The 24,380-nt window shown below is 69.3% G+C and carries 25 protein-coding genes and 1 tRNA gene; 14 read left to right on the top strand and 12 right to left on the bottom strand.

All coding sequences use genetic code 11. The annotated features are described in order from the left end of the window. Nucleotides 1-43: 43 nt before the first annotated feature. From G539_RS0121475 to G539_RS0121455, 5 genes are all read left to right on the top strand, one after another. Nucleotides 44-1,069 carry an extracellular solute-binding protein gene (locus G539_RS0121475; RefSeq protein ID WP_051231890.1) on the top strand — a complete coding sequence of 342 codons (1,026 nt, stop codon included), beginning with the start codon at nt 44-46 and terminating at the stop codon, nt 1,067-1,069. Further along, nucleotides 1,066-2,649 carry an ABC transporter permease gene (locus G539_RS25740; protein ID WP_035832235.1) on the top strand — a complete coding sequence of 528 codons (1,584 nt, stop codon included), beginning with the start codon at nt 1,066-1,068 and terminating at the stop codon, nt 2,647-2,649. Before G539_RS0121475 ends, G539_RS25740 begins: the two co-directional genes overlap by 4 nt. Nucleotides 2,650-2,991: 342 nt before the next feature. After that, entirely contained in the window at nt 2,992-4,353 is a 1,362-nt protein-coding gene (locus G539_RS0121465; RefSeq protein WP_029077031.1) for an SH3 domain-containing protein, read from the top strand. A gap of 154 nt (nt 4,354-4,507) precedes the next feature. Beyond that, complete coding sequence (locus tag G539_RS0121460) at nt 4,508-5,593, top strand: GGDEF domain-containing protein (RefSeq protein WP_051231888.1); 1,086 nt, start codon at nt 4,508-4,510, stop codon at nt 5,591-5,593. Nucleotides 5,594-5,723: 130 nt separating this feature from the next. Further along, nucleotides 5,724-6,059: a hypothetical protein gene (locus tag G539_RS0121455; protein ID WP_029077029.1), complete on the top strand. Its 336-nt coding sequence runs from the start codon at nt 5,724-5,726 to the stop codon at nt 6,057-6,059. A gap of 47 nt (nt 6,060-6,106) precedes the next feature. Here G539_RS0121455 and G539_RS0121450 read toward each other — a convergent pair whose 3' ends face one another. Both G539_RS0121450 and G539_RS0121445 read right to left on the bottom strand, forming a co-directional pair. Next, nucleotides 6,107-7,537 (bottom strand): aldehyde dehydrogenase family protein, encoded by a 1,431-nt coding sequence (locus G539_RS0121450; RefSeq protein WP_029077028.1) that lies wholly within the window; start codon nt 7,535-7,537, stop codon nt 6,107-6,109. 221 nt (nt 7,538-7,758) lie between these two features. Further along, a complete protein-coding gene (locus tag G539_RS0121445; RefSeq protein WP_029077027.1) occupies nt 7,759-8,649 on the bottom strand; it encodes a DMT family transporter in 891 nt (296 codons plus the stop codon). A gap of 310 nt (nt 8,650-8,959) precedes the next feature. Between G539_RS0121445 and G539_RS0121440 the strand changes: the two genes are divergently transcribed. From G539_RS0121440 to G539_RS0121430, 3 genes are all read left to right on the top strand, one after another. Next, nucleotides 8,960-9,352: a hypothetical protein gene (locus tag G539_RS0121440; RefSeq protein WP_029077026.1), complete on the top strand. Its 393-nt coding sequence runs from the start codon at nt 8,960-8,962 to the stop codon at nt 9,350-9,352. 66 nt (nt 9,353-9,418) lie between these two features. Beyond that, on the top strand, nt 9,419-10,312 hold the full coding sequence (locus tag G539_RS27440) for a copper uptake system-associated protein (protein ID WP_084640217.1): 894 nt from the start codon (nt 9,419-9,421) through the stop codon (nt 10,310-10,312). After that, nucleotides 10,312-10,920, top strand: a complete 609-nt coding sequence (locus G539_RS0121430) for an SCO family protein (protein WP_029077025.1) — start codon at nt 10,312-10,314, stop codon at nt 10,918-10,920. Before G539_RS27440 ends, G539_RS0121430 begins: the two co-directional genes overlap by 1 nt. 170 nt (nt 10,921-11,090) lie before the next feature. Here G539_RS0121430 and G539_RS0121425 read toward each other — a convergent pair. Beyond that, nucleotides 11,091-11,166 (bottom strand) — tRNA-Ala (locus tag G539_RS0121425). Nucleotides 11,167-11,341: 175 nt separating this feature from the next. On the opposite strand from G539_RS0121425, the gene G539_RS0121420 reads away from it, so the two are divergent. Then, the gene (locus G539_RS0121420) at nt 11,342-11,632 is read left to right on the top strand and encodes a YggT family protein (protein ID WP_029077024.1); all 291 of its coding nucleotides are present in this window, start codon (nt 11,342-11,344) and stop codon (nt 11,630-11,632) included. Beyond that, on the top strand, nt 11,629-11,946 hold the full coding sequence (locus tag G539_RS0121415; protein WP_029077023.1) for a DUF167 family protein: 318 nt from the start codon (nt 11,629-11,631) through the stop codon (nt 11,944-11,946). The genes G539_RS0121420 and G539_RS0121415 overlap by 4 nt, the downstream gene beginning before the upstream one ends. Before the next feature lie 17 nt (nt 11,947-11,963). On the opposite strand, the gene G539_RS0121410 is transcribed toward G539_RS0121415, so the two are convergent. The 4 genes from G539_RS0121410 to typA all read right to left on the bottom strand — a co-directional run bounded on the left by G539_RS0121410 (nt 11,964) and on the right by typA (nt 15,633). Continuing rightward, nucleotides 11,964-12,452, bottom strand: coding sequence for a DUF3828 domain-containing protein (locus tag G539_RS0121410; protein ID WP_029077022.1), 489 nt, complete (start codon nt 12,450-12,452; stop codon nt 11,964-11,966). A 4-nt stretch (nt 12,453-12,456) separates the two neighbouring features. Further along, a complete protein-coding gene (gene ppa / locus G539_RS0121405) occupies nt 12,457-12,987 on the bottom strand; it encodes an inorganic diphosphatase (RefSeq protein ID WP_029077021.1) in 531 nt (176 codons plus the stop codon). Nucleotides 12,988-13,124: 137 nt separating this feature from the next. Beyond that, nucleotides 13,125-13,637, bottom strand: coding sequence for a GNAT family N-acetyltransferase (locus G539_RS0121400; RefSeq protein WP_029077020.1), 513 nt, complete (start codon nt 13,635-13,637; stop codon nt 13,125-13,127). Nucleotides 13,638-13,812: 175 nt separating this feature from the next. After that, a complete protein-coding gene (gene typA / locus G539_RS0121395) occupies nt 13,813-15,633 on the bottom strand; it encodes a translational GTPase TypA (RefSeq protein WP_029077019.1) in 1,821 nt (606 codons plus the stop codon). A gap of 170 nt (nt 15,634-15,803) precedes the next feature. On the opposite strand from typA, the gene G539_RS0121390 reads away from it, so the two are divergent. Continuing rightward, nucleotides 15,804-16,337, top strand: a complete 534-nt coding sequence (locus tag G539_RS0121390) for a MarR family winged helix-turn-helix transcriptional regulator (protein ID WP_084640164.1) — start codon at nt 15,804-15,806, stop codon at nt 16,335-16,337. 39 nt (nt 16,338-16,376) lie between these two features. Here the strand turns inward: G539_RS0121390 and phnD are convergent, their stop codons facing one another. The 3 genes from phnD to G539_RS0121375 are packed head-to-tail and all read right to left on the bottom strand — an operon-like array spanning nt 16,377 to nt 19,512. Further along, nucleotides 16,377-17,300: a phosphate/phosphite/phosphonate ABC transporter substrate-binding protein gene (gene phnD, locus G539_RS0121385; protein ID WP_029077017.1), complete on the bottom strand. Its 924-nt coding sequence runs from the start codon at nt 17,298-17,300 to the stop codon at nt 16,377-16,379. Beyond that, the gene (locus G539_RS0121380) at nt 17,300-18,280 is read right to left on the bottom strand and encodes an adenosine deaminase (protein WP_029077016.1); all 981 of its coding nucleotides are present in this window, start codon (nt 18,278-18,280) and stop codon (nt 17,300-17,302) included. Before G539_RS0121380 ends, phnD begins: the two co-directional genes overlap by 1 nt. Beyond that, nucleotides 18,280-19,512, bottom strand: coding sequence for a phosphopentomutase (locus tag G539_RS0121375; RefSeq protein WP_029077015.1), 1,233 nt, complete (start codon nt 19,510-19,512; stop codon nt 18,280-18,282). The genes G539_RS0121380 and G539_RS0121375 overlap by 1 nt, the downstream gene beginning before the upstream one ends. 179 nt (nt 19,513-19,691) lie before the next feature. Here G539_RS0121375 and upp point away from each other — a divergent pair, with 179 nt between their 5' ends. Next, complete coding sequence (gene upp / locus G539_RS0121370) at nt 19,692-20,321, top strand: uracil phosphoribosyltransferase (protein WP_029077014.1); 630 nt, start codon at nt 19,692-19,694, stop codon at nt 20,319-20,321. 107 nt (nt 20,322-20,428) lie between these two features. Beyond that, entirely contained in the window at nt 20,429-21,184 is a 756-nt protein-coding gene (moeB, locus tag G539_RS0121365) for a molybdopterin-synthase adenylyltransferase MoeB (RefSeq protein WP_029077013.1), read from the top strand. A gap of 74 nt (nt 21,185-21,258) precedes the next feature. On the opposite strand, the gene G539_RS0121360 is transcribed toward moeB, so the two are convergent. Beyond that, nucleotides 21,259-21,444, bottom strand: coding sequence for a hypothetical protein (locus tag G539_RS0121360; RefSeq protein WP_029077012.1), 186 nt, complete (start codon nt 21,442-21,444; stop codon nt 21,259-21,261). Nucleotides 21,445-21,632: 188 nt separating this feature from the next. Between G539_RS0121360 and G539_RS0121355 the strand changes: the two genes are divergently transcribed. Further along, nucleotides 21,633-22,676, top strand: a complete 1,044-nt coding sequence (locus G539_RS0121355) for a LacI family DNA-binding transcriptional regulator (protein ID WP_245576936.1) — start codon at nt 21,633-21,635, stop codon at nt 22,674-22,676. Between the two features lie 567 nt (nt 22,677-23,243). Here the strand turns inward: G539_RS0121355 and G539_RS0121350 are convergent. Then, nucleotides 23,244-24,239 carry a 2-hydroxyacid dehydrogenase gene (locus G539_RS0121350; RefSeq protein WP_029077010.1) on the bottom strand — a complete coding sequence of 332 codons (996 nt, stop codon included), beginning with the start codon at nt 24,237-24,239 and terminating at the stop codon, nt 23,244-23,246. Nucleotides 24,240-24,380 lie beyond the last annotated feature (141 nt).

Below are 24,380 nucleotides of genomic sequence, written 5' to 3'. Positions count from 1 at the left end.
TTGGTACGGGAACAATCGACTGCAATAACATAGAGTTATTCCAATGTATGACGTCTCGAGGCGTCAGCTGATGCAGGCCGGCCTCGGCCTGGCCGGCGTGTCGCTGATCGGCGGCGCGGCGCGGCCTGCTCTGGCCGAGGCGCAGACGCTGGCGCTTTACAATGGCCAGCACCGCCCGCCCGTCGAGGCGCTCGTCGCTGCCTTCACCGCCGCGACCGGCATCGCCGTCGTCACCCGCAACGGCAACAGTGCCCAGCTCGCCAGCCAGCTGATCGAGGAGGGCGCCAGCTCGCCGGCCGACGTCTTCTGGTCGGAGGAGAGCCCGTCGCTCGCCGCGATCGACGCGAAGGGCCTGCTCGCCCCGCTCGACGCCGAGACGCTGAAGCAGATTCCGGCGACCTATGCGGCAAAGACCGGCACCTGGATCGGCGCCGGGGCGCGCTGCCGCGTCGTCGTCTACAACAAGGAAATGGTCGATCCGGCGACGCTGCCGAAGAGCGTGCTCGATTTCGCCGGTCCGGACTGGGCCGGCAAGGTCGCCTTCGCGCCGAACAGCGGCGCCTTCCAGCAGCAGGTCGTCGCCGTCGCGCTGATGAAGGGGCGCGACGCGGCGCTCGCCTGGCTCAAGGGCCTGCGCGAGAACGGCGAGATCTACAACAGCGATTCCGCCGCGGTCGAGGCGGTCGAGGGCGGCGACGTCGCGCTGGCGCTCAGCAACAATTACTACTGGTACGCGCTCGAGAAGGAACTCGGCGCCGACACTATGAATTCCGCGCTTCACCACATCGGCAACCGGGATCCCGGCACGCTGATCACCGTCTCCGGCGCCGGCGTGTTGAAGACGTCGAAGAACGCGGCGGCCGCGCAGCGCTTCGTCGCCTTCATGGTGAGCGCCGAGGGGCAGGCGGCGATCGTCGGCGCCATCGCCGAATATCCGCTGCGGCCGGGCGTCGTCTCGCCCTTCCCGATGAAGCCGTTCGACGAGCTCGATCCGGCGCCGGTGACGCCGGCCGATCTCGGCGACGCCGCCGAGGCGCTGGCGCTTCTGCGCGAGGCGGACCTCGCTTGAGCGAAGCGTCCGGCGATCGGGGGGCCGCGTCGGCGCGCGGCGCGGGCGGCCAGCCCGTCTCGCGGCTGCTGGTGGCGCTCGCCCTGATCCCGACGGCGCTGATCGCGCTGCCGATCGTCTATGTGCTGCTGCGGTCCTGGGGGGCGGGCTGGGAAGGCATCCTGGCCGAGCTCGGCCGCCGCCGCATGCTGACGCTGCTATCCAACACCGTCACGCTCTGCCTGTCGGTCACCCTTGCCGCCGGGCTGATCGGCTTCGCCGTCGCCTGGTGCACGGAGCGCTCCGACCTGCCGGGGCGGCGGTTCTGGCGCGTGCTCTGCTGCCTGCCGCTCGCCATGCCCGCCTTCGTCGCCAGCTTCGCCTGGAAGTCGCTTGGGCCCGGCTTCCAGGGCATGCCCGGCGCCATCCTGATCCTGACCATGGAGAGCTTCCCGCTGATCTTCCTGCCGGTGGCGGCGGCGCTGCGCAGCATGGATCCCGGCATGGAGGAGGTCTCGCGCTCGCTCGGCAAGGGGCCTTGGCCGACCTTCTGGCACGTGACCCTGCCGCGCACGCTGCCGGCGCTCGGCGGCGGCGCGCTGCTGGTCGCGGCGCACATGCTGTCGGAATTCGGCGCGCTGTCGCTGTTGCGCGTGCAGACCTTCACCACGGCGATTTTCCAGCAGTATGAGCTGCAGTTCGACAACGCCTCGGCCGCCGTGCTGTCGGCGCTCCTGATGTTGCTCTGCCTGCCCGTCGCGTTCGGCGAGATGTGGCTCCGGCGCGGCGTCCGCTTCTCCAGGGTCGGCCGCAACACGGCCCGCCGGGTCGCTCCGGCGCGGCTGGGCCGGACGGCGCCCTTCGTCACGCTCGGCTTCGTCGTCCTCGCCGTCCTGGCGCTCGGCGTGCCGTTCGGACGGCTGCTCTACTGGCTAGCCAAGGGCGTCTCGGCCGGGCGCGGCCTCGAGACGATCGGGCCGGCGCTCTATGGCTCGCTGTCGCTGGCGCTGCCGGGCACGCTGGTCACCACCGTGATCGCGCTGCCTTTGGTGCTGCTGGTGCTGCGCAGCCGCGGCTGGTTCGCCCGCTTCGCCGACCGGCTGCCCTATATCGTGCACGGCCTGCCCGGCCTCGTCGTGGCGCTGGCGCTGGTCTATCTGTCGATCCGGCTGCTGCCCGCGGTCTACCAGACGCGGAGCGTGCTGTTCGCGGCCTATGCGATTCTGTTCCTGCCGCTGGCCCAGTCGGCGATCCGCGCCTCGGCCGAACTGGTGCCGCGCGAGATCGAGGAGGTGGCGCGCACGCTCGGCCGCAACCCGTTCCGCGCCTTCGTCACGGTGACGCTGCCCTCGCTCGCGCCCGGCCTCGGCGCGGCGCTGGCGCTGGTGGCGCTGGAGCTGATGCGCGAGCTGACCGCAACGCTGATCCTGGCGCCGACCGGCGTGGTGACGCTCGCCACCGAGGTCTGGTCGCACACCAATGACAGCGCCTATGCCGCCGCCGCGCCCTTCGCCGCGCTGCTGGTGCTGATCTCGGGCCTGCCGGTCTATGTCTTCACGCTGCGGACGCTTCGGCCGGTCGCGGAGCGCCCGAGCGCCTAGCGCGTTTCTGGGCGTACTGGCGCCCGGCTCGCGTGAGGAAAGCGCGAGCCGGCAAGGCGCCGGAGCCTCCCGGGAGGCGATCCGGTGTGCCAAGCAGAACACCAGTCGTCGCACCGGCGGGATGTCGTTCGTCCCTGCCTGAAGCAGTCGGCAAAGAGTCGCCGCATTCTTCTTCCATGTTGCATTTTCGTCATGCCGATCGCGGTCGAGTAGGGCGAAGGGCCTCTTGTTCCCGGCCCGGTGCAAACCGGGGCGTGCAAGGAGAACGTTAACCAACCAATTTTCTGAGTTGTTTTGGCGGCAGCGGGGGTTACGTGTCGAAACAAAGTCGAGATGAGTACCATGACCAGTTCCGTGAAATCCGGCGCCGCGCTGCGCCTGCGCCGTTCCGCTGAGGCGAGCCAGTACGGCGACGCGGCCGAGACCGGGGCCAGCCCGGCATCGCACGAAACCATCCGCGAAAACCTCTATCGCTTCCCGAGCATCGGCATTCCGCCGCATCGGCCGGCGACGCCGGCCGCGCAGCCCGAGGAGCCGTCGCTGGCCCGCCTGGACGATCTCGCCGCCGAGCTCGAGGCGGCCCTGATGAACGATCTGAACCAGCTGGCGCCCTTCTGGGGCGACGAGGCCCCGGCGATTCCGCCGGCGCGGCCCGGCCAGCTGCGCCTGCCGCTCGGCCAGGACGAGCCGGGTTCCGCGGCGCCGGAGAGCAAGGCCGACGTGCCGCATTCGGACCGCCTCGCCGTCGAGCTGCTCCTGGCGCGCGGTCGCGCCGCCGCGCCGGCACCCCAGCCCGTCGCGGTGCCGGTCGCCGACAAGGCGCTGGAGGAGAGCCTGGCGGGCGAGCTGGCCGAGAGGCTTTCGGCCGCCGTCGATGAACTCAAGGTCGCCGAGGGCGAGCCGACCGGCGCGGACCTCCTGCTCGAGGAGCCGCGGTCGGAGCGCCGTATCGCCTTCAACCGGCCGCTCGTCGCCCTCGCCGCCGTCACGCTCCTGGTCGCCGGCGGGGCGCTGATCACGGTGCAGTCGCTGACGGCCCATTCCGGCCCGTCCGCCTCGGCCGACGTCGATGCCGGCCTGACCACCGCCAGCGTCCTTCCGGCCGAGGCGCCGCCGCAGGCTGTCGCCACCAAGCAGTCCTATGAGCGCGCCGCCAAGGACGACGCGCTGGTCGAGGCGCCGCAACTGCGCGGCACGGACCTGATGTTGCCGGCGACGCTGTCGCCGCATGCCGGCTCGGCCGGTGGCACCGCCCCGGTCGATCCGAGCGTCCGTGCCGCCTATGCGATGCCCGCGCCGGTTGCCGAAACCGCGCCGGCGGCCGCGCCCGTAACGGCCGAGGCCGACGCCGCCGCGCCTGTCGCCGCCAGCACCGCCGACAACACGCCGGCCCCCGCGGCCGTCGCTCCGGCCGAGCCGGCGCCGAAGCTGGCGCAAGCCAAGCCGGTCGAGGTCAAGCCGGTCGAGGCCGCCGTCGCCGCCGAGCCGGCGCGTCCGGCCGCCTCGGTCGCCGACCTGCAGGCTGGCGCGGCGCGCATCACCAGCGGTGTCCGGCTGCGCGGCAACCCGGACAATGGCGCGCCGACGGTCGGTTATCTGAAGCCGGGCGCCGAGGTCCAGGTTGTCCAGTGCAAGGGCTGGTGCGAGGTCGTCGCCGGCGACAAGCGCGGCTTCGTCTACAAGCGCTTTCTCGCCGCGCTTTGACGGTCATGACGTGATTTTGGGGCGCCGAAGGCCATCTTCGGCGCTCTTTCGCGCCCGAAACCGTTTCCCGCGTCGACCCCGCGACAGTTTGACTGTGCGGACCGTACGGCATCTGCTAGGAGGAGATCATCGCGGCAGGCGGCTGAAAGTGGACATGCACGGGCGAAGGACGGAACTGACGGGTGAAGCCGCCGAAACGGTGGCGCAGGACCCGGTGCGCTATTCTCGCGGCATGGAGATCCTGCTGGCCGCCGTGCAGATGCTGGCCTTTGCCCGCGAGATGTCGCAGGTCCAGCGCGTCTCGCGCGCGACCGCCCGGCAGATCACCGGCAGCGACGGCGCCGCTGTCATCCTGCGCGAGGGCGATTTCAGCCGCTATGCCGACGAGGAGGCGATCGCGCCGCTGTTCAAGGGCGCGCGCGTGCCGCTCGAGGACTGCATCGCCGGCTGGGCCATGCTGAATCGCCAGGCGCTGCTCGTTCCCGACATTCGCGACGACAGCCGGATCGACCCGGCCTTCTACGAGCACACCTTCGTTCGCAGCCTCGCCGTCGCGCCGGTCCGGGCGCAGGAGCCGATCGGCGCCATTACCGTCTACTGGGCCGCGCCCGGCGCGCCCACGGATGACGATCTGCGCCTTTTGCGACGGCTCGCCGACGCGGTGTCGCTGGCGATCGAGAACATCCGCGTCCATACCGAGCTGGAGGACCGGATCCGGCTGCGGGCGGAGGAGCTGGAAAAGGCGAAGGCGGCGATCGAGGAGCTCTCGATGACCGACGAGCTGACCGGCCTGCTCAATCGCCGCGGTTTTCGTCGCGCGGCCGAGGAGATCCTCGCCAAGGGGCGCGGCTGCCAGCTCGCCATCATCGACGTCGACGGACTGAAGAAGGTCAACGACACGTTCGGCCATGCCGTCGGCGACAGCCTGATCGCCGATTGTGCCAGCGTGCTGCGCGACAGTGTCCGCCATTCCGACGTGGTCGGACGGATGGGCGGCGACGAGTTCTGCGTGCTGGTGCCGGCGCCGCTGGCGCCCGCCGAGGCGCTGCGCAACAGCCTCAAGGCCCGGCTCGATTATTTCAACCGCCTCTCGCCGGCGCAGTGCCAGCTGTCGGTCAGCGTCGGCATCGTCCAGGCCAAGGCCGGCAGCAGCCAGTCGCTTGACGACCTGCTCAGCCAGGCGGGTGCGCTGATGTCGATCGAGAAGCACTCCAAGATGATGTCGGAATCGCGGCACTAGGGCCTTCCTTCCGTCGCCGCGCGGCCGGAAAAAGTGCGCGATCGTTCAAATTGCGACGATCGGTTTGTGAGTTTGCGAACGGCTGGAGCTGCCATATCGCGTCAGTGATGATCGATAAGGCGCAACCGCGATGCCGCTGGACAAGAAGTCGAAATACCCCCGCAAATCCCGTCCCGGGGCGGAATATGCCGGCATGCGGCGCTCGTCGGCCGGCGCCGGCGCGCCCGTCAGCCGGGCCGCCCGGATGCTGGACCTGACCGAGGACGAACGAGAGCTGCTCGAGGCGACCGAGGCGCTGGTGATCGATGGCGCCGGGCGGGAATGCTTCCGCGGCCTCAACATCGCCGAATCGCTCGAGTTCCTGACGCTGCGCCGGCTCGGCCTCGACAATGGCGACGATGATTTCCTGCGCCTGATCGAACTCGGCGACCGCCACGCCGCCAGCCAGCAGCGGACGCTCAGCTAGGCCACTCGGAAAAAAGACGGGGCCGGCGCGAGCCGGCCCCTTCTCGTTCAGGCGGCCTCGTAGCCGAGGATGGCCTTGGTCTCGAGGAAGTCCTCCAGCCCATATTCGGCATATTCGCGGCCATTGCCGGACTGCTTGTAGCCGCCGAACGGCACGCCGGCGTCCCAGGCCGGGTAGTTGATGTGGACCGCGCCGGCGCGCAGCCGCGCCGCCGTCTTCCGCGCCGTCTCGAGATCGGCCGACTGGACATAGGCCGCGAGGCCATAGGGCGTGTCGTTCGCCATCCGGACCGCGTCCTCGACGTTGTCATAGGGCAGGATCGACAGCACCGGCCCGAAGATCTCTTCCCGCGAAATGCGCATCTCCGGGGTCACATCGGCGAAGATGGTCGGGCGGACATAGTATCCGCGGTTGAGGCCGGCCGGGCGGCCGGGTCCGCCGGTGACCAGCGTCGCGCCTTCGGCGATGCCGCTTTCGATCAGGCCCTGGATCTTGTCGTACTGAACCTGGCTGACGACCGGGCCGAGCTTGCTCTCCGGCGCATCGGCCGGGCCGACGACGAACGTCTCCGCCGCCTCGCGGGCATAGCCGATCACCTCGTCCTGGCGGTCGCGCGGCACGAACATGCGCGTCGGCGCGTTGCAGGACTGGCCGCTATTGCCGAAGCAGCCGGCGACGCCCTTCTTCACGGCGACGGCGAAATCGACGTCCGGGAACAGGATGTTGGCCGACTTGCCGCCGAGCTCCTGGGCGACGCGCTTGACCGTGTCGGCCGCCGCCTTCGCCACCAGGATGCCGGCGCGGGTCGAGCCGGTGAACGACATCATGTCGATGTCGGGATGGCTCGAAAGCGCCTCGCCGACGGTCGGGCCGTCGCCGTTGACGAGGTTGAACACGCCGGCCGGCACGCCGGCCTCGTCGAGGATCTCGGCGAAGATGATGGCGTCGAGCGGCGCGATCTCGCTCGGCTTCAGCACCATGGTACAGCCGGCGGCGAGCGCGGGGCCGACCTTGCAGGTGATCTGGTTCAGGGGCCAGTTCCACGGCGTGATCAGCCCGACGACGCCGATCGGCTCCTTGACCACCATCGACGTGCCCTTGGCGTGCTGGAACGAGAAGTCCTTCAGCACCGCGACGATCTTCTCCAGATGCGCGAGGCCGATGCCGACCTGGTTGTCGAGGGCGAACTGGCGCGGTGCGCCCATCTCGCGCGAGACGGCGAGCGCCAGGTCGCGGCTCCGCTTCTTGTAGACGTCGACGACCTTGCGCAGCAGTTCGAGCCGCTCGGCCGGGCTGGTGAAGCCGTAGGTTTCGAAGGCGCGCTTCGCGGCGGCGACCGCCTTGTCGACATCGGCCTTCGAGCCGAGCGAGATCTGCGCGAAGGCCTCCTCGCTGGAGGGGTCGATCACGTCGAGGACGTTCGGCACCACCGGGTCGACCCAGGCGCCGTCGATGTAGAATTGGAGATTGTGCGACATGATGAGCCCTCCGTTTCTGTCGGTGGCGCCAGATTGGCCAGTCCGACCGCTTTGTTCAACCACCGCGGGCGCCTTCGGTCGCCGTCCTGATCGATCGGCAGCCTTGGCTCCCCGGCTTCGGGCTCAACATGGTGCCTCGTCGTCGGCGCGTCCATGGTGGCGCGCAATAGGTCGCGGGCGAGCGGCGGCCGGCCGGCATGGCCCGGCTGGGGCCGGCCGGGTCAGCCCTTCGCCCCGGCGCCGGCCGAGCGCCGGGGGACGAGGCCGAGCACGAGCGCGCAGCCGGCGATGATCACGGCGGCGCCGACGAGCTGGATCGCGGTCAGCGGCTCGCCGAGCAGGCCGGCGCCGATCAGCACGGCGACGACGGTGACGACGAACTCGACGCTGATGGTGCGGGTCGCGCCGATCCGCCCGAGCAGCCAGAAATAGGTGACATAGGCGATCGCGCTCATCAGGCCGCCAAGCAGCAGCAGGTAGAGATAGTCGACCGGCTGCGGCACGCCGGGAACCGGCACGAGGATGAGCAGCGGCAGCGTCATCAGCCCGCCGGTGAGGAACGAGCCGATCGTCACCTCGAACGGGCCCGTATGGCGCAGGTAGCGATTGGCGTAGTTGCTGCCATAGGCGGCGCAGAAGGCGCTGGCGAGCGCGGCGGCGCAGCCGAACACGAAGCCGGCCGTCACCGGCACCGCCGGGAAGCCGACCAGCAGCACGATGCCGCCGAAGCCGAGCAGCAGCCCGACGACGCTGCGCCCGCTCATCCGCTCCATGCCCCACAGCCGGCCGATCACCATCGAGAACAGCGGGATCGAGGCGACGCAGATCGCCGCCATCGCCGTTCCGATCAGCGGCGTCGCGAAGGAGAGGCCCACCAGCTGGCCGGCCACCGTGGTCGCGCCGACGATCGTGAAGGGGCGCCAGCCGGCGGCGAAGGAGAGGCGCCGGCGCGTCGCCAGCGCGACGGCGAACAGCACGCCGCTCGCCAGCAGCGCGCGGATGGAGACCGCGCCGATCCAGCCGAAGGCGTGCACGACTTTGAGCATGACGAGGAAGGAGAAGCCCCAGGTCAGGGCCAGGAACAGATAGGCGAAAACTTCGGATGGCTTCATGGCGGCGGTCGGGAACGGGACGGTCCGCGGTCTGGGGGCAGGCTGTCGGCGTGGACCGGGGCGACACGACACGCGAGCAGAAGCCACGGCGCCGGATTTTGCGCAAGCCCGCCGCCGCCGCGCCCGAGGCGGCCGATGGGCGGCCCGCCTGGTTGCCCCAGCGTCCGGGGGCTTCCGTCGACGCGATGGCGACGTTCGGACGCGCGGCGCTCCCGCGCGCGGTCCGGATTTTCGCGTGGGCCGGTCGTGCGATCCTGCGGAGGAGAAGTGTCGCGGTGACAAGACGCCGGCCATATGCGATCAGCGATTCATGGACGCGATGCGCAAGCTCATCTGGCAGGAGCTGAAGACCGCCCTTCTGGCGGTCGGCGTCGTCTATCTGCTGCTTTCCCAGGGACTGATCTCGGCCTACGCCCAGACGGTGATGGCCGCGTCCGAGGCCGGGCCCCGCTTCATCATCTGTTCGCCGCTCGGCGGGGCGAGCGACGAGGATCCCATCAAGGCGCTCGCGCGCGAATGCTGCTCGACCCTGTGCCAGGCGGCGAGCGCCATCGGCCCGCTGCTGCCTTCCTCCCCGGTGGTGTTCGCCTTCAAGGTCGAGGCGCGACCCGCGACATGGCGCCCGGCCGGCACGGTCCGGGGGCCGCCGTCCGAAACCCGGCTGGTTCCCGAGGCCCGGGGGCCGCCCGCCATCTCCATCTGACGCCTGATTTCACGGCTGGGCGCGCCTTCCGCGCGCCGGCCGTTCTCGCGCATTTGGAGAATGAACATGCGAACCATTTCCCGTCTTCTCGCGGCCGTCGTCCTGCTGGCCGCTCCCTCCGCCTTTGCCCATGACTACAAGGCGGGCGACATCGAAATCGGCCATCCCTGGACTCGCGCCACGCCGCCCGCGGCGCGCGCAGGCGGCGGCTATGTCACCCTCACCAACCATGGCAAGACGGCCGACCGCCTTCTCGGCGGCGCCTCGTCGGCCTCTGGTCGCGTCGAGATCCACACCATGGCGGTGACCGATGGCGTCATGAAGATGCGCGAGCTCGCCGATGGCGTCGCGCTCCCGCCGGGCGAAACCGTCAAGCTCGAGCCGGGCAGCTTCCACCTGATGCTGATCGACCTCAAGGAACCCATCCGCGAAGGCGCCAAGATCCCCGTCACGCTCCGCTTCGAGCATGCCGGCACGGTCGAGGTGGAGCTTTCGGCAGGCCCGCTCGGCGCCCCGGCGATGGAGCATGGCGGCCATGGCGCGCAGCACGGCCAGGCGGATCACGCACAGGCCGGCGCGGGCGGCGACGAGGCCGCCATCGAGCACGTCTTGAAGTCGATCTGGGACAGCCAGCAAGCACCCCTCGGCATCGCTCCGGTGCTGATCGCGGGCGACCATGCGCTGGCCGGCTGGGAGCAGGGCGAACGGGGCGGCCGCGCCCTTCTCCGGCGCCAGGGCAAGGCCTGGAGCGTCGTCCTGTGCGGCGGCGACGAGCTGAAGTCGGCGGACAGCCTGATCAAGGCCGGCGTGCCCGCGAAGGATGCGGCGGCGCTGACGGTCGATCTGGCTGTTGCCGAGGCCAAGCTCGATCCGAAGGTCGTGGCGAAGTTCTCGCTGTTCGAGGGGGTCGTGCGGATGGACGAGGAAGGCAATCACAGCGGCCACGGGGGGAAGCCTTGATGCGCCCTCGGCACATAGGCCTCCTGGCCGGCGGCGCGCTTGCCGTCGTCCTCGCGCTGGTCGGCTTCGCGGCGCTGGTGAGCTCGCGGCAGTCGCCGACCGGAACGATCGTGACGGGGGCCGCCAGTATTGGCGGCCCCTTCGCGCTGACGCGCAGCGACGGCAGGGCGGTGAGCGAGCGCGATTTCCTCGGCAAGCCGACCGCCATCTTCTTCGGCTTCACCTTCTGCCCCGAGGTCTGCCCGACGACGCTCTATGAGTTGTCCGGGCTTATCAAGGAGCTCGGTCCCGAGGCGGACAAGTTGAACTTCGCCTTCGTCTCGGTCGACTGGGGGCGTGACGGGCCGGAGGAATTGGCCAGCTACACTTCGGCCTTCGACAGCCGCATCCAGGGCCTGTCGGGCACCGAGGCCGAGATCGAGACGGTGACCAGGGCCTATCGCGTCTACTACAAGCGCGTCCCGATCGAGGGCGGCGACTACACCATCGACCACACCGCCTCAGTCTATCTGATGGACCAGGACGGCCAGTTCGTCGGCACGCTCGCCTATGGCGAGGCGCGCGACACCATGCTGGAAAAGCTGAGGCGGCTGGTCGCCGGCGCCTGAAGGGCCCATGGGCGGCGGCGGGGCAGGGATGGCCCTGCCGCGTCGCCGTCGGGTCCGGCGCCGAGCCCGTTGCGATCGACCGGCGGCAAGCGCGCCGTCGAGGCGGGCGGTCGGGCGCGACGCCAAGGGCGCGTGCAGGCGGCTTTTTAGAATGGCAGGCTTGGGAAATTTGGTGGAGCCGAGGGGAATCGAACCCCTGACCTCTGCAGTGCGATTGCAGCGCTCTCCCATCTGAGCTACGGCCCCGTCGCGTCGCGACGGCGGCCATTTAGAGGGGGAGGCGGACCCCTGTCAAGCGGCTCGGCGCCGCTGTCAACCGGCAAGGCGATGGCGGCGTGCCGTCGCGCGCCGGGTTGCGGCCGGGCGGGGCCGCCGCTACATGAGAAGCTCCCGATTTCTCCAAGATCGTCCCCGGAGCCCCATGCGCGCCATCCTCGACGTCGTAATGATCGCCCTCAACCTCTATTGGTGGGTCGTGATCGCCAGCGCCATCTTCAGCTGGCTGTTTGCCTTCGGCGTGGTCAACCCGCGCAACCAGATCGTCAACTCGATCGGCCGCTTCCTGTACCAGGCGACCGAGCCGGCGCTGCGCCGCATCCGCGCCTTCATGCCGAATCTCGGCGCGATCGACATCTCGCCCGTCATCCTGCTGCTCGGCATCATCCTCGTGCAGCAGGTGATCATCCGCTACGTCTACCCGAACGTCTTTTGAGCGGAGCCTTCTATCGCGTCGGCGAGGGCCATGTCGTCGTGCAGCTCCGCTTGACGCCGAAGGGCGGCCGCGACGCGCTGGATGGCGTCGTGGCGCTTTCGGACGGGCGGATGGTGCTGCAGGCGCGGGTGCGCGCCGCGCCGGACAAGGGCGCGGCCAATGCGGCGCTCGAAGGGGTGCTCGCCAAGGCGCTCGGCGTGCCGCGTTCGGCGGTCACGCTGGTCTCCGGCCACACGGCGCGGCTGAAGAGCCTGCGCGTCGACGGCGACGTCGCGGCGCTCGCGGCGCGGCTGGCGGCGCTGGCCGACGACTGAGGCTCGCGTCGCGCGCGTCAGTGCGTATAGAGGCCGCGCAGGGAACCTTCCTGCCAGAGGATGTCGCGGATCCGCCAGTCGCCGTCCTCGCCGCGCACCAGCTCCAGGTCGACGCGCTTCGGCTCGCCGAAATTGGCGAAGGCGACATGTCCCTCGGCCCGATCCGGCGTCACCGCCTCGACGGCGACGCGGATCTCGGCGAGATCCCAGTCCTGCGCGTCGACGAACGGGTCGGCGCCGAGCTTCGGCGCGTCGCCGAGCTCGGCCGCCTGCGCATGATCGTCGAGGATCATGGCGGCGAGCCGCGGCTCGAACAGGCGCTGAACCGTCTCGGCCGCGTCGAGCGGCAGGCCGAGACCGCCATCCGCATAGGTATCGTAGATGGCGGCGACGAAGGCCTGCGGATCGTCGGAAGCGACCGACGATCCGGTGTGTGTCGATGCGAGGCCCACGCCGAGCGTCGCGGCAAGCAAGAGATGCGCGACGCCGCGCCGCGTGAGCGACATCGGATCAGGCCTTCTTGGCGCGCTCGATGGCGTCGAGGATCAGCTGCTGCGCCTCTTCGCGGTCGCCCCAGCCGATGATCTCGACCCACTTGCCGTTCTCGAGATCCTTGTAGTGGCGGAAGAAGTGCTCGATCTGCTGCAGCGTGATCTCGGGCAGGTCCTTGTAGGACTCGACCTTCTCGTAGCGGCGGGTCAGCTTGGTCGACGGCACGGCCAGGATCTTCTCGTCCTCGCCACCCTCGTCGCGCATCTTCAGAACGCCGACCGGGCGGCAGCTCATGATCGCGCCGGGGACGATGGCGCGCTGGTTGGCGATCAGCACGTCGATCGGGTCGCCGTCGCCGCACAGCGTGTGCGGGACGAAGCCGTAATTGCCGGGATAGCGCATCGGAGTGTAGAGGAAGCGGTCGACGTAGAGCGCGCCGGCGTCCTTGTCCATCTCGTACTTGATCGGCTCGCCGCCGACCGGCACCTCGATGATGACGTTGATGTCGTGCGGGGGATTCTTGCCGATCGGAACAGCGTCGATGCGCATGGCGGTACCTCGATAGGAAATGGGCGGGTTCCCTTTACGAGGCGCCATCCCGGGCCGCAAGTGCCAATCTATCGCAGCGCAGCAAAGACGGCGGCTTTCGCGGGAGGCTGGAGGGTCGTCGGGAGGGGGAGGGGAGCTCAGCCGCGGGCGAAGGCGAAGGCGACCTTGGCCAGCGTCTTGTCGCCGAAGCGCTCGCTGCCGCGCGCCACCTTGCGGCCGCCGGCGTTCTTGTAGAAGCGGCAGGCGGCGTCGTTGTCGGCCAGCGCCCAGACCACGGCGGAATCGAAGCCGTGCCGCAGCAGCTCGCGCCGCGCCGCCAGGAACAGGCGGGTGCCGAGGCCGACGCCCTGATATTCCGGCCGCATGTAGATCTCGTAGATCTCGCCGCGCTGGACGAGGTTGCGCGCCCGGTTCGGACCGAAGGTGGCGTAGCCGACCACCATGCCGCCGACGTCGATGACGACGATGCCGGTGCCGCGCCGGATGGCCCGGCTCCACCAGGCCTCGCCGCGCCTCGTGATCATGCGACCGAGTTCGCGGGCGGGGATCAGCCCGTCATAGGCTTGTCGCCAAGCACTGTCGTGCACCGCGGTAATTGCCTCCGCGTCACCCGCTTCTGCTCGACGGACACCGATCGACAGCGTGCTCATGCGGATCAAGATATGTCCGCTCTTCGCGTCGGGGAAGGGGGATTTTGCGTTCCCGTGTCACGAGTCGCGGCGGCATGCCGGCACGGGATCGTGCCGGCGCGTCGGAACGCGCCGGCACGGAACGGTTGCGTGCCGAGCGCCCTGGCTCAGCCCGCCTCGGTCCGCTCGCCTGGGCTCAGCTCGCCTTGGCGGAGCGGTCGGCGCGCTTGCGCTCGATCGGGTCGAGGATCGCCTTGCGCAGGCGGATCGACTTCGGCGTCACTTCGACCAGCTCGTCGTCGGAGATCCAGGACAGTGAGCGCTCCAGCGTCATGCGGATCGGCGGGGTGAGGCGGACGGCCTCGTCCTTGCCGGCGGCGCGCACGTTGGAGAGCTTCTTGCCCTTGAGCACGTTGACCTCGAGGTCGTTGTCGCGGGTGTGCTCGCCGACGATCATGCCGCCATACACCTTCCAGCCCGGCTCGATCATCATCGGGCCGCGATCCTCGAGGTTCCACAGCGCGAAGGCGACGGCCTCGCCCTGGTCAGTCGAGATCAGCACGCCGTTGCGGCGGCCGGGAATGTCGCCCTTGTGCGGGGCGTAGTCGTGGAACAGGCGGTTCATGATCGCCGTGCCGCGCGTGTCGGTCAGGAGCTCGCCCTGGTAGCCGATCAGGCCGCGGGTCGGCGCGTGGAAGACGAGGCGCTGGCGGTTGCCACCCGACGAGCGCAGCTCGATCAGGTCGGCCTTGCGCTCCGACATCTTCTGCACGACGACGCCGGAATGCTCCTCGTCGACGTCGATGATGACTTCCTCGATCGGCTCCAGCGTCTCGCCGGAGAGGTCCTTCTGGAACACGACGCGCGGACGCGAGACGCCGAGCTCGTAGCCCTCGCGGCGCATGTTCTCGATCAGGATGGCGAGCAGCAGTTCGCCGCGGCCCGACACGATGAAGGAGTCCTTCTCGGAGGATTCCTCGATCTTCAGCGCGACATTGCCTTCCGCTTCCTTGAGCAGGCGGTCGCGGATCATGCGGCTGGTGACCTTGTCGCCCTCGGTGCCGGCGAGCGGGCTGTCATTGACCAGGAAGGTCATCGACACGGTCGGCGGATCGATCGGCTGCGCCTTGATCGGCTCGGTGACGGCCGGATCGGCGAAGGTGTCGGCGACGGTGCCCTTGGTCATGCCGGCGATGGCGACGATGTCACCCGCGACGCCTTCCTCGATCGGCTGCCGCTCGATGCCGCGGAAGGCCATGATCTTGGAGACGCGGAACGACTCGACGGTCGAGCCGTCCTGGGCCAGCACCTTGATCATCTGGTTCGGCTTGACGGTGCCGGACGAGATGCGGCCGGTGATCAGGCGGCCGAGATAGGGGTTGGATTCGAGCAGTGTGCCGATCATGCGGAACGGGCCGTCCTCGACATGCGGCGCCGGCACGTGGCGGAGCACCAGCTCGAACAGCGGCGCCATGCCCTCTTCGTGCGAACCGTCGGGCGACAGCGACATCCAGCCGTTCTTGCCGGACCCGTACAGGATCGGGAAGTCGAGCTGCTCGTCATTGGCGTCGAGCGCCGCGAACAGGTCGAACACCTCGTTGACGACTTCCTGGACGCGGGCGTCGGCCTTGTCGACCTTGTTGATCGCGACGATCGGGCGAAGGCCGAGCTTCAGCGCCTTGCCGACGACGAACTTCGTCTGCGGCATCGGGCCCTCGGCGGCGTCGACCAGCACGATCACGCCGTCGACCATGTTCAGGATGCGCTCGACCTCGCCGCCGAAGTCGGCGTGGCCTGGCGTATCGACGATGTTGATGCGGGCATCATGCCAGGTGATCGAGGTCGCCTTGGCCAGAATGGTGATGCCGCGCTCCTTCTCGATGTCGTTCGAATCCATGACGCGCTCGGCGACGCGCTGGTTGTCACGGAAGGAGCCGGACTGCTGCAGCAGCTTGTCCACGAGTGTTGTCTTGCCATGATCGACGTGCGCGATGATGGCGATATTGCGAAGAGTCATGTGCGAATCCGAAGACGCGGCGGCAACGGACAGGTGCCTCGTCGCGACCGGCGATTTTGCGGCGCAAAATGATCGAATTGCCGGAAAAACGCAACCCGCTATCCGGAGGAGGTTGTTTCCCTGCGGGTGGTAGGCCGCCGGGGCGTTGACGGCCGTTTGGCGGTCAAGTAATGAGCAAACAAAAGATTGACTTTCCGTTGAATTTTTATCTATTATATGTCTGTCTTATTATCGCCGGGAGAGTCAGCATTTTGACTGCCGTAACGGAAGATCCGCTCGGTTTCCTGCTCGTCGACGTGGCGAGGCTTTTGCGCAGGCGGTTTGAGAAGGCGCTGGAAAACGCGGGGCTCGGTTTGACGGTCGCCGAGGCGCGGACACTTGCCTTTGTCAGCCGTCATCCAGGTCTTCGTCAGTCGACTCTGGCCGAAGAACTGTGCGTCGAGCCGATGACGCTCGTCGGATTCCTCGATCGACTGGAAGCCGCGGCCCTTGTCGAACGTATTGCCGATCCCGCCGATCGGCGCGCCAAGCTGATCCGCCTCACGCCCAACGCCGCCAGCATCGTCCGCCGCATCCGCGCCATCGGCAAGCAGGTGCGCGAGGATGCGGAGCGGGGCATCGATCCCGCCGCCACCGAGGCGATGCGGGTGGCCCTGCTCAAGATGCAGGACAACATCCTCAGCAGCGAAGGTTCGCTCGTCTGAACGGCAGGGGCGGCGATCGCCGTGGCGCCGCCGCGGCGATCAGGGCTTGTCGGGCGCGATCTTCAGCAGCGCCGCCAGCGCGTCGAATTCCGCCTGGTCGGCGGCGACGAAGCCGCCGGGAAAGCCGCGCTCGATCGCGTCATAGGCTTCCGGCGCCGAGGCCTGCATCTCGGTCAGCGCCCGGAGCAGCGCCTGCTTCGCCTCCGGCGCCAGTTCCTTGCGGACGGCATGCGGGCCGAACGGGATCAGTGCCGATTGCCAGATCACCTTCAGCGACGCCGGGTCCAGCGTACCGTCGCCGGCGAGCCGCGCGAACGGGCCGGAGCCGGAATCGGCGCTGAGCGGGTCGGTCGCCGACGACCAGGCGGTCGCGATGTCGGCCGAGCCGGCGGCCAGCGCCGCCAGCGCCGCCTCGCTGTCGCTCGTCTCGACGATGCGCAGAAAATAGCTTTCGGGATCGATGCCCTCGGCGCCGAGGCCGGCGAACGGCGCGCGCCGGCCGGACAGCGAATCCGCCGCGCCGACGGCGAGGCGCATGTTGCGCGCATCCGCCAGCGTCTGCACCGGGCCGTCCTTCTTCGCCACCAGCAGCGCGCGGAAGCCGCGCGCATGCTCGGCCGTCGTCGGCTGCGCCAGCGCCTCGGCGCAGCCGCAGCGCTGGTTCAGGGCGAGATAGGCCAGCGACGACAGCACGGTGTACTGCACGCGCCCCGTCGACTGCGCCTCGATCAGCGCCTCGTAGTCGCGTGCCGGGTAGAGCTCGACCGGCAAGGCGAGGTTCAGCTGCAGCTGCCAGCGGAACTTCTCCAGCCGGGCGATCTCGTAGGCGGGATTGTCGCCGGCGATGAAGCCGACCTTGAGCGTGCCGAGATCGTCGCGCCAGCCGGCCGCGGCCGGTCCCGCCGCGACCGCCTGGGCGGCGAGCGCCAGGGCGGCGAGGAGGGGGGCGCGGCGTCGGGTCATCAGGCGGTCGCCAGTCGGTTGATCAGGCGCTGCCGCGTCTCGGCGTCGACGAAGGCGGCGTCGATGGCGGTGCGGGTCGCCTCGGCGAGCGCCGCCCGCGACTGGCCCTGGCCGTCGGCGAGCCAGCCATATTCGGCGCCGATCGACGAGCCGAAATAGGGCGGGTCGTCGGAGCTGACGGTAACGCGCACGCCGGCGTCGCGCAGCCGCGCATAGGGGTGGCTCGGAATGTCGGGATAGAGCCCGAGCGCGACGTTCGAGCCGGGGCAGAGCTCCAGCACGATGTCCTCGTCGACGAGGCGGGCGACGAGGTCCGGGTCCTCGATGGCGCGGACGCCATGGCCGATGCGGGTGACGCCGAGATGGTCGAGCGCGTCGCGCACGCTCTCCGGCCCGCCGAACTCGCCGGCATGCACGGTGAGGCCGAGTCCGGCCTCGCCGGCGATGCGGAAGGCATCGGCGAAATCGCGGGGATGGTGCATGCGTTCGTCGCCGGCGACGCCGAAGCCGGTGACGAGCGGGTGCGGCTCGTTCACCACGGTTTGCGCGGCAACGAGGATGCGGTCGGGTCCATAGTGGCGCACGCCGGTGGCGATCATCCGGCCGATGATGCCGGTTTCCGCCTCGGCGTCGCGGATGCCCTCGGCCAGGCCCTCGACATAGTCGCGATAGCTGAGCCCGGAGGCGAGCGCGTGATCGGACGAGATGAACACCTCGCCATAGATGGCGCCCTCGGCGGCGAGGCTGGTGAAATAGGTGTAAGCGAGGTCGCGATAGTCCTCCGGCGTGCGGAACACGGCGGCGGCGCGGTCATAGGCGTTCAGGAACGAGGTGAAGTCGTGCCAGGCGAAGGCGCCGTCGGCGTCGAACAGGCCGGAGAGATCGACGCCATGCCGGGCGGCGACGCGACGCACCAGCTCCGGCGAGGCGGCGCCCTCGATGTGGCAGTGCAGTTCGGCCTTGGCGAGATCCGCGACCATCAGAGAAAGCTCCGTCCGTGGGGGCCCGGCGCGAGGCCGAGATGTGCTGCGATTGTCTCGCCGATATCGGCGAAGCTGGTGCGGCCGCCAATGTCCTTGCCGGCGAGGCCGCGTCCGTTCTGCGTCAGGCCGAAGGCGAGCACCGGCACCTGTTCGCGCGTGTGATCGGTGCCGCGCCAGGTCGGGTCGCAGCCATGGTCGGCGGTGATGACGACGAGGTCGCCGGAGACGAGCGCCGCCTCGATCTCCGGCACGCGCGCGTCGAAGGCCTCGAGCGCCGCGGCATAGCCGGCAACGTCGCGGCGGTGGCCGTAGAGCGTGTCGAAATCGACGAGGTTGGCGATCACCAGGTCGCCGTCGCTGGCGCGCGCGATCGCGGCGAGCGTGGCGTCGGTGAGTGCCATGTTGCCGGCCGCCTTGGTGACTTCCGAAATGCCCTGGTGGGCGAAGATGTCGCCGATCTTGCCGATCGCCAGCGTCCGGCCGCCGGCGGCGATCACGCGGTCGAGCAGCGTCGGCTCGGGCGGCGGCACGGCGTAGTCGCGCCGGTTGGCGGTGCGCTCGAAGGTCTCCGGCGTCTCACCGACGAAGGGGCGGGCGATGACGCGGCCGATGTTCAGGGGATCGACCAGGCGGCGCACCGTCTCGCAGAGCGCGTAGAGCCGGTCGAGGCCGAAATGGGTCTCGTGCGCGGCGATCTGGAAGACGGAATCGGCGGAGGTGTAGCAGATCGGCTTGCCGGTCCGGATGTGCTCGAGGCCGAGCTCGGCGATGATCGTCGTGCCGGAGGCGTGCTTGTCGCCGAGGATGCCGGGGAGGCCGGCGTCGCGGATGATCGCCGCGGTCAGTTCGGCCGGGAAGCAGGGCTCGGTCTCCGGGAAATAGCCCCAGGCGAAGGGTACCGGCACGGCGGTGATCTCCCAGTGGCCGGAGGGCGTGTCCTTGCCACTGGAGATTTCAGCCGCGTGGCCGAAGACGGCGCCCGGGCCCGGCTTGTCGAGCCCTTCCGGCCAGGCGCCGTCGGTGGCGGCGGTCGCCGCGCCGAGGCCGAGTCGGGCGAGGTTGGGGAGCGCCAGCGGGCCGGCGCGCAGGCCGGCGCGGTCGCCGTTGCCGCGGGCGCAGGCGGCGGCGATGTGGCCGACCGTGTTGGCGCCGTCGTCGCCGTAGCGCGCGGCGTCCGGCGCGCCGCCGATGCCGACGGAATCGAGAACAATCAGAATGGCGCGCGTCATATGCTTGCAACCCAGGCTCAAAGCTGCGGCAGAATAGGCCGGGCCGCCCTTCGGCCACAAGTCGCGCCCGGTTCGGTGGGGACAAAGCGTCGGGAGCCGCCACCCTGCGGCGGCGTGGCGGTTTTCAGCGCCCGGGCGGCGCGCTACGGTGGCGCAACAAGGATAAAGCGAGGCTGATGATGAACGGCGTGACGGTGATCAACCACCCCCTGGTGCAGCACAAGCTCACCATCATGCGCGACAAGCACACGTCGACGGCCGGCTTCCGCCGGCTGTTGCGCGAGATCTCGACGCTGCTCTGCTACGAGGTGACGCGCGATCTCGAGATGACGACGACCACGATCGAGACGCCGCTGACCGAGATGGAAGCGCCGACGCTGGCCGGCAAGAAGCTGGTCTTCGCCTCGGTGCTCAGGGCCGGCAACGGCCTGCTCGAGGGCATGCTCGACCTGGTGCCGGCAGCGCGCGTCGCCCATGTCGGCCTCTATCGCGATCCGAAGACGCTGCAGGCGGTCGAATACTACTTCAAGGCGCCGGATTCGCTCGACGAGCGGCTGACCATCGTCGTCGATCCGATGCTGGCGACCGGCAATTCGGCGATCGCCGCCGTGGACCGGCTGATGGAGCGCGGCGCCAAGGACATCCGCTTCCTCTGCCTGCTGGCGACGCCGGAGGGCATCTCCAATTTCCAGGCCGCCCACCCGACCGTCCCGATCTTCACCGCCTCGATCGACAAGAAGATCGACGACCACGGCTATATCGTGCCGGGCCTGGGCGATGCCGGCGACCGGATGTACGGCACCAAATAGCGCCGATCGCCAATCCGGCCTTGCTGGCGCGCTGGGGGCTTTCGCCTCGTCGCGAAGCGCGCGGCGCCGACCTCGCCAGGTCCGCGCCGACGCTCTAGGATCGCCGGATGTTCAGTCGCGATGAAATCGAACGCTATGCGCGCCATCTCGTGCTGCCCGAAGTGGGTGGGCCGGGGCAGCAGAAGCTGAAGGCGGCGCGCGTGCTGGTGCTGGGCGCCGGCGGGCTCGGCGCGCCGCTAATCCAGTATCTCGCCGCCGCCGGAATCGGCACGATCGGCATCGTCGACGACGACCACGTCGCGCTTTCCAACCTGCAGCGGCAGGTGATCCACGACACCGGAACGGTGGGCGTCGACAAAGTCGAGAGCGCGCGCCGCGCCGTGACGCGCCTCAATCCGCATGTCCGGGTCGAGACGCATGCGCTGCGGCTCGACGCCGGCAATGCCGACGCGTTGATCGAGGCCTATGACGTCGTCGCCGACGGCACCGACAATTTCGAGACGCGCTTTCTCGCCGCCGACCGCTGCGAGGCGCTGCGGCGGCCGCTCGTGACGGCGGCCGTCGGCCGCTTCGACGGTTCGCTGACGACGCTGCTGCCGTGGGAGACGAACGGCGAGGGCGTGCTCAACCCGCGCTTTCGCGATCTCTTCCCCGAGCCGCCGCCGCCCGGCCTGCTGCCCGGCTGTGCCGAGGCCGGCATCCTCGGCGCGCTGACCGGCATTCTCGGCAGCCTGCAGGCGGCGGAGGTGCTGAAGCTGGTCACGGGGATCGGCGAGCCGCTGGTCGGTCGGCTGCTCCTGGTCGACGCGCTGTCGATGCGCTTCGAGACGATCCGCTACAAGCGGCGGAAAGCGCCGGGCTGACCGGGTGGCGGCCGGAGCGCTCTCGTGCGAAGCGGATGCTGGTTCGCGTGGCAAGATCGCGCTCGAGCGGGGACTTAGCGGGCGAGGCCGAACAGGCCGAGAATGGCGAGATAGGGCACGGCCCGGTGGTGCGCGCCGCGAGCGGCGCGCTGGCCGTCGCGCGGCGTGAGCCGAGTCGGCTCGGCCTCGTGCGCCTGCGTGCCGTCCTGCTCGAAGCGTGATTGGTAGAGACTCTTGAACAGATAGCTGGCGGGAATCATCGCGGGTCCTCCGGATGGAGAGATGAACCGATTCAATCATGGAGCGTGCCGCTTCGGATTGAATCGGTTCAAGATAGGACTCAGGCGAGGGGCTGGTCAAGCGAAATTTGAACCGATACAATCACGAATTATCGAATTTCCGACATGAGGTGGTGAAGGCGGTGGCTGTCGAGCGGGCGAAAAGGGTGGTGAAGCTGTCGGACGTGGCCAAGGCCGCCGGTGTCTCGCAGGGCACGGCCTCCAACGCCTTCAACAGACCTGATATCGTCCGCGCCGAGGTGCGCGAGAAGGTCGAGGCCGCCGCGCGCGCGCTCGGCTATGCCGGTCCCGACCCGAAGGGCAGGCTGCTCCGGGCCGGCAAGGTCAACGCCATCGGCGTCGCCACCACCGAGTCGCTCGACTATTTCTTTGCCGATCCCTATGCCCGCGCCATGATGGCGTCGATTTCCGCCGTCTGCGACGTGCGCGGCGCCGGCATCTCGCTGGTCTCGGCCGCCAATGACGAGAAGCTCGCCTGGAACATCCAGAGCGCCATCGTCGACGGCCTGATCCTGTTCTGCATCGAGGGCGGCGAGCGCCTTGTCGAACTGTCGCGCGAGCGGCGGCTGCCCTTCGTGGCGCTGCAGCTCGCGGCGCCGGACGAGTCGATCTCGGTCATCGGCATCGACGAGTTCGAGAGCGCCCGCGCCGCCGCCCGCCATGTCGGCGCGCTCGGCCACCGCGACGTCGCCATCGTGGCGCTCGAGCTCGTCGACGATCGCATCGGCCCGGTGTCGGCGGAGCAGGTCGACGGCGCCTTCTATTCCGGCACGCGCGACCGTATCCGCGGCTATCTCGCAGGCATGGCCGAGTTCGGCGTCGATCCGGCCGACGTGCCGATCTTCGAGACGATGAACGACCGGCCGACGGTGATTGAGGCGCTGGAAAGCCTCTTCGCGGACGGCCGCCGGCCGACGGCGCTGCTCTGCATGTCCGACCGCGCCGCGCTGATCGCGCTCGACTGGCTGCGGGCGCGGGGTCTCTCGGTGCCGGGCGATGTCTCGGTGATCGGCTTCGACGGTGTGCCGGAAGGCGCGGTCTCGGATCCGCCGCTCACCACGGTGGCGCAGCCGATCGCCCAGATGGGGCGCATGGCGGCCGAGATGATCCTCGACGGCCTGGAGGCTCCGCGCCGCGAACGCGTCGAGGTCGAGCTGGTGGTGCGCCAGTCGACGGCGCCGGCGAGGGTATAAGAGAGCCCGTCGCCGACGGTGGCGGCTTGGATTTCCGCTTCCTCCGGAATGACGGGGGTCATTCCCCGGCCCGGCAAGGGGAAGCCGGGAAATTCCCTCCCCCTTGTGGGGAGGGTTAGGGAGGGGGTACCGGCTCCGTTCCTAAAGGCGGAACGCAGGCCGAGGGCGCTTCCCTATACCGAGGTGGTACCCCCACCCCGTCCCTCCCCACAAGGGGGAGGGGGAAATGGCCTTCCTCCTTCGAGGCTTCGCTTCGCGACGCACCTCAGGATGATGGCCCGTAATTCGATAAGCGCTGCCATGCCGCTTTCTCTTCACCTCTCCCATGGGGAGAGGTCGGAGCGAAGCTCCGGGTGAGGGGGTAGGGAACCATCCGGATAGGGCGTAACCCCTCACCCGCCGGCCTTCGGCCGTCGACCTCTCCCTCAGGGAGAGGTGAAAGCAGAGTGTCCATTGCGGGCCAGACACGCAGGATCATGGCGAAGCGTGTCGGCAGGCGATGTGTGCGGCCTCGCGACCACGTCTCCAAAAAATCCGAATCCGGCTTAGCGCCGAAAATTAGCCGACTCAGAGCATCGAGGCGAGGACGCGGTCCGGCGGCTTGTGACCGTCGAAATAGGCGCGGATGTTGATCAGCACCTTCTCGCCCATGGCGAGCCGACCCTCGATCGTCGCCGAGCCCATATGCGGCAGCAGTACCGCCCGGCCCTTGGCGGCGAGGCGAACCAGCTTCGGGTTGACCGCGGGCTCGTGCTCGAAAACGTCGAGGCCGGCGCCGGCGATCGCGCCGGTCTCGAGCAGGCGGGCCAGCGCCGTCTCGTCGACCACGTCGCCGCGCGCCGTGTTGACGATATAGGCCTCGGGCCGCATCAGCTTCAGCCGCCGCTCCGACAGCAGGTGGTAGGTGCCGGGCGTGCGCGGGCAGTTGACCGAGATGATGTCCATTCGGGCGAGCATCTGGTCGAGGCTGTCCCAGTAGGTCGCCTCCAGCCCTTCCTCGATCGAGGCCGGCAGGCGATGGCGGTTGTGATAGTGGATCGACAGGCCGAACGCCTTGGCGCGGTGCGCCACCGCCTGGCCGATCCGGCCCATGCCGACGATGCCGAGCCGCTTGCCGGCCATGCGGCGGCCGAGCATCCAGGTCGGCGACCAGCCGGCCCAGTCATGGTCCGGGGTCAGCACGCGCGCGCCCTCGACGAGGCGGCGCGGCACGGCGAGGATCAGCGCCATCGTCATGTCGGCGGTGTCGTCGGTGAGCACGCCGGGCGTGTTGGTGACGGTGATGCCGCGCGCCTGCGCCGTCTCGACGTCGATATGGTCGAAGCCGTTCGAGAAGCTGGCGATCAGCTTCAGCTGCTCGCCGGCCTCGGCGATGATGTGGCCGTCGATGCGGTCGGTGACGGTCGGCACCAGCACGTCGGCGGTCTTGACCGCCTCGATCAGCTCGGCCGGGGTCATCGGCCGGTCGTCGATGTTGAGGCGCGTGTCGAACAGTTCGCGCATCCGCGTTTCGACGGCATCCGGCAGCCGCCGGGTGACGATGACGAGCGGCTTCTTCTTCATCCGGCGGCCTCTCCGTTGAGAGCTCCTTAACCATGGAGCGTCAAACTGGCGGCGACGGCTGATGAACCCGTCGCTGCGTCTCTCGATCCTCTACCAGACGGCCGGCAATCGCAAAATGGGCGATCGCACGCGCATCCGGAA

This window comes from Kaistia adipata DSM 17808, from assembly GCF_000423225.1.
In the GTDB taxonomy this organism is placed as follows: Bacteria; Pseudomonadota; Alphaproteobacteria; order Rhizobiales; family Kaistiaceae; genus Kaistia; species Kaistia adipata.
The sequence above is the reverse complement of the archived record's forward strand: the minus strand, read 5'-3'. Positions and strand labels throughout refer to the sequence as shown.

Excerpts from the sequence above, each read along its gene's own strand:
- G539_RS0121475 (WP_051231890.1), top strand. The coding sequence starts at position 44 with ATGTATGACGTCTCGAGGCGTCAGCTGATGCAGGCCGGCCTCGGCCTG.
- G539_RS0121465 (WP_029077031.1), top strand. The coding sequence starts at position 2,992 with ATGACCAGTTCCGTGAAATCCGGCGCCGCGCTGCGCCTGCGCCGTTCC.
- G539_RS0121460 (WP_051231888.1), top strand. The coding sequence starts at position 4,508 with ATGCACGGGCGAAGGACGGAACTGACGGGTGAAGCCGCCGAAACGGTG.
- G539_RS0121455 (WP_029077029.1), top strand. The coding sequence starts at position 5,724 with ATGCCGCTGGACAAGAAGTCGAAATACCCCCGCAAATCCCGTCCCGGG.
- G539_RS0121450 (WP_029077028.1), bottom strand. The coding sequence starts at position 7,537 with ATGTCGCACAATCTCCAATTCTACATCGACGGCGCCTGGGTCGACCCG.
- G539_RS0121445 (WP_029077027.1), bottom strand. The coding sequence starts at position 8,649 with ATGAAGCCATCCGAAGTTTTCGCCTATCTGTTCCTGGCCCTGACCTGG.
- G539_RS0121440 (WP_029077026.1), top strand. The coding sequence starts at position 8,960 with ATGGACGCGATGCGCAAGCTCATCTGGCAGGAGCTGAAGACCGCCCTT.
- G539_RS27440 (WP_084640217.1), top strand. The coding sequence starts at position 9,419 with ATGCGAACCATTTCCCGTCTTCTCGCGGCCGTCGTCCTGCTGGCCGCT.
- G539_RS0121430 (WP_029077025.1), top strand. The coding sequence starts at position 10,312 with ATGCGCCCTCGGCACATAGGCCTCCTGGCCGGCGGCGCGCTTGCCGTC.
- G539_RS0121420 (WP_029077024.1), top strand. The coding sequence starts at position 11,342 with ATGCGCGCCATCCTCGACGTCGTAATGATCGCCCTCAACCTCTATTGG.
- G539_RS0121410 (WP_029077022.1), bottom strand. The coding sequence starts at position 12,452 with ATGTCGCTCACGCGGCGCGGCGTCGCGCATCTCTTGCTTGCCGCGACG.
- ppa (WP_029077021.1), bottom strand. The coding sequence starts at position 12,987 with ATGCGCATCGACGCTGTTCCGATCGGCAAGAATCCCCCGCACGACATC.
- G539_RS0121400 (WP_029077020.1), bottom strand. The coding sequence starts at position 13,637 with ATGAGCACGCTGTCGATCGGTGTCCGTCGAGCAGAAGCGGGTGACGCG.
- typA (WP_029077019.1), bottom strand. The coding sequence starts at position 15,633 with ATGACTCTTCGCAATATCGCCATCATCGCGCACGTCGATCATGGCAAG.
- G539_RS0121390 (WP_084640164.1), top strand. The coding sequence starts at position 15,804 with ATGAGCAAACAAAAGATTGACTTTCCGTTGAATTTTTATCTATTATAT.
- phnD (WP_029077017.1), bottom strand. The coding sequence starts at position 17,300 with ATGACCCGACGCCGCGCCCCCCTCCTCGCCGCCCTGGCGCTCGCCGCC.
- G539_RS0121380 (WP_029077016.1), bottom strand. The coding sequence starts at position 18,280 with ATGGTCGCGGATCTCGCCAAGGCCGAACTGCACTGCCACATCGAGGGC.
- G539_RS0121375 (WP_029077015.1), bottom strand. The coding sequence starts at position 19,512 with ATGACGCGCGCCATTCTGATTGTTCTCGATTCCGTCGGCATCGGCGGC.
- upp (WP_029077014.1), top strand. The coding sequence starts at position 19,692 with ATGAACGGCGTGACGGTGATCAACCACCCCCTGGTGCAGCACAAGCTC.
- moeB (WP_029077013.1), top strand. The coding sequence starts at position 20,429 with ATGTTCAGTCGCGATGAAATCGAACGCTATGCGCGCCATCTCGTGCTG.
- G539_RS0121360 (WP_029077012.1), bottom strand. The coding sequence starts at position 21,444 with ATGATTCCCGCCAGCTATCTGTTCAAGAGTCTCTACCAATCACGCTTC.
- G539_RS0121350 (WP_029077010.1), bottom strand. The coding sequence starts at position 24,239 with ATGAAGAAGAAGCCGCTCGTCATCGTCACCCGGCGGCTGCCGGATGCC.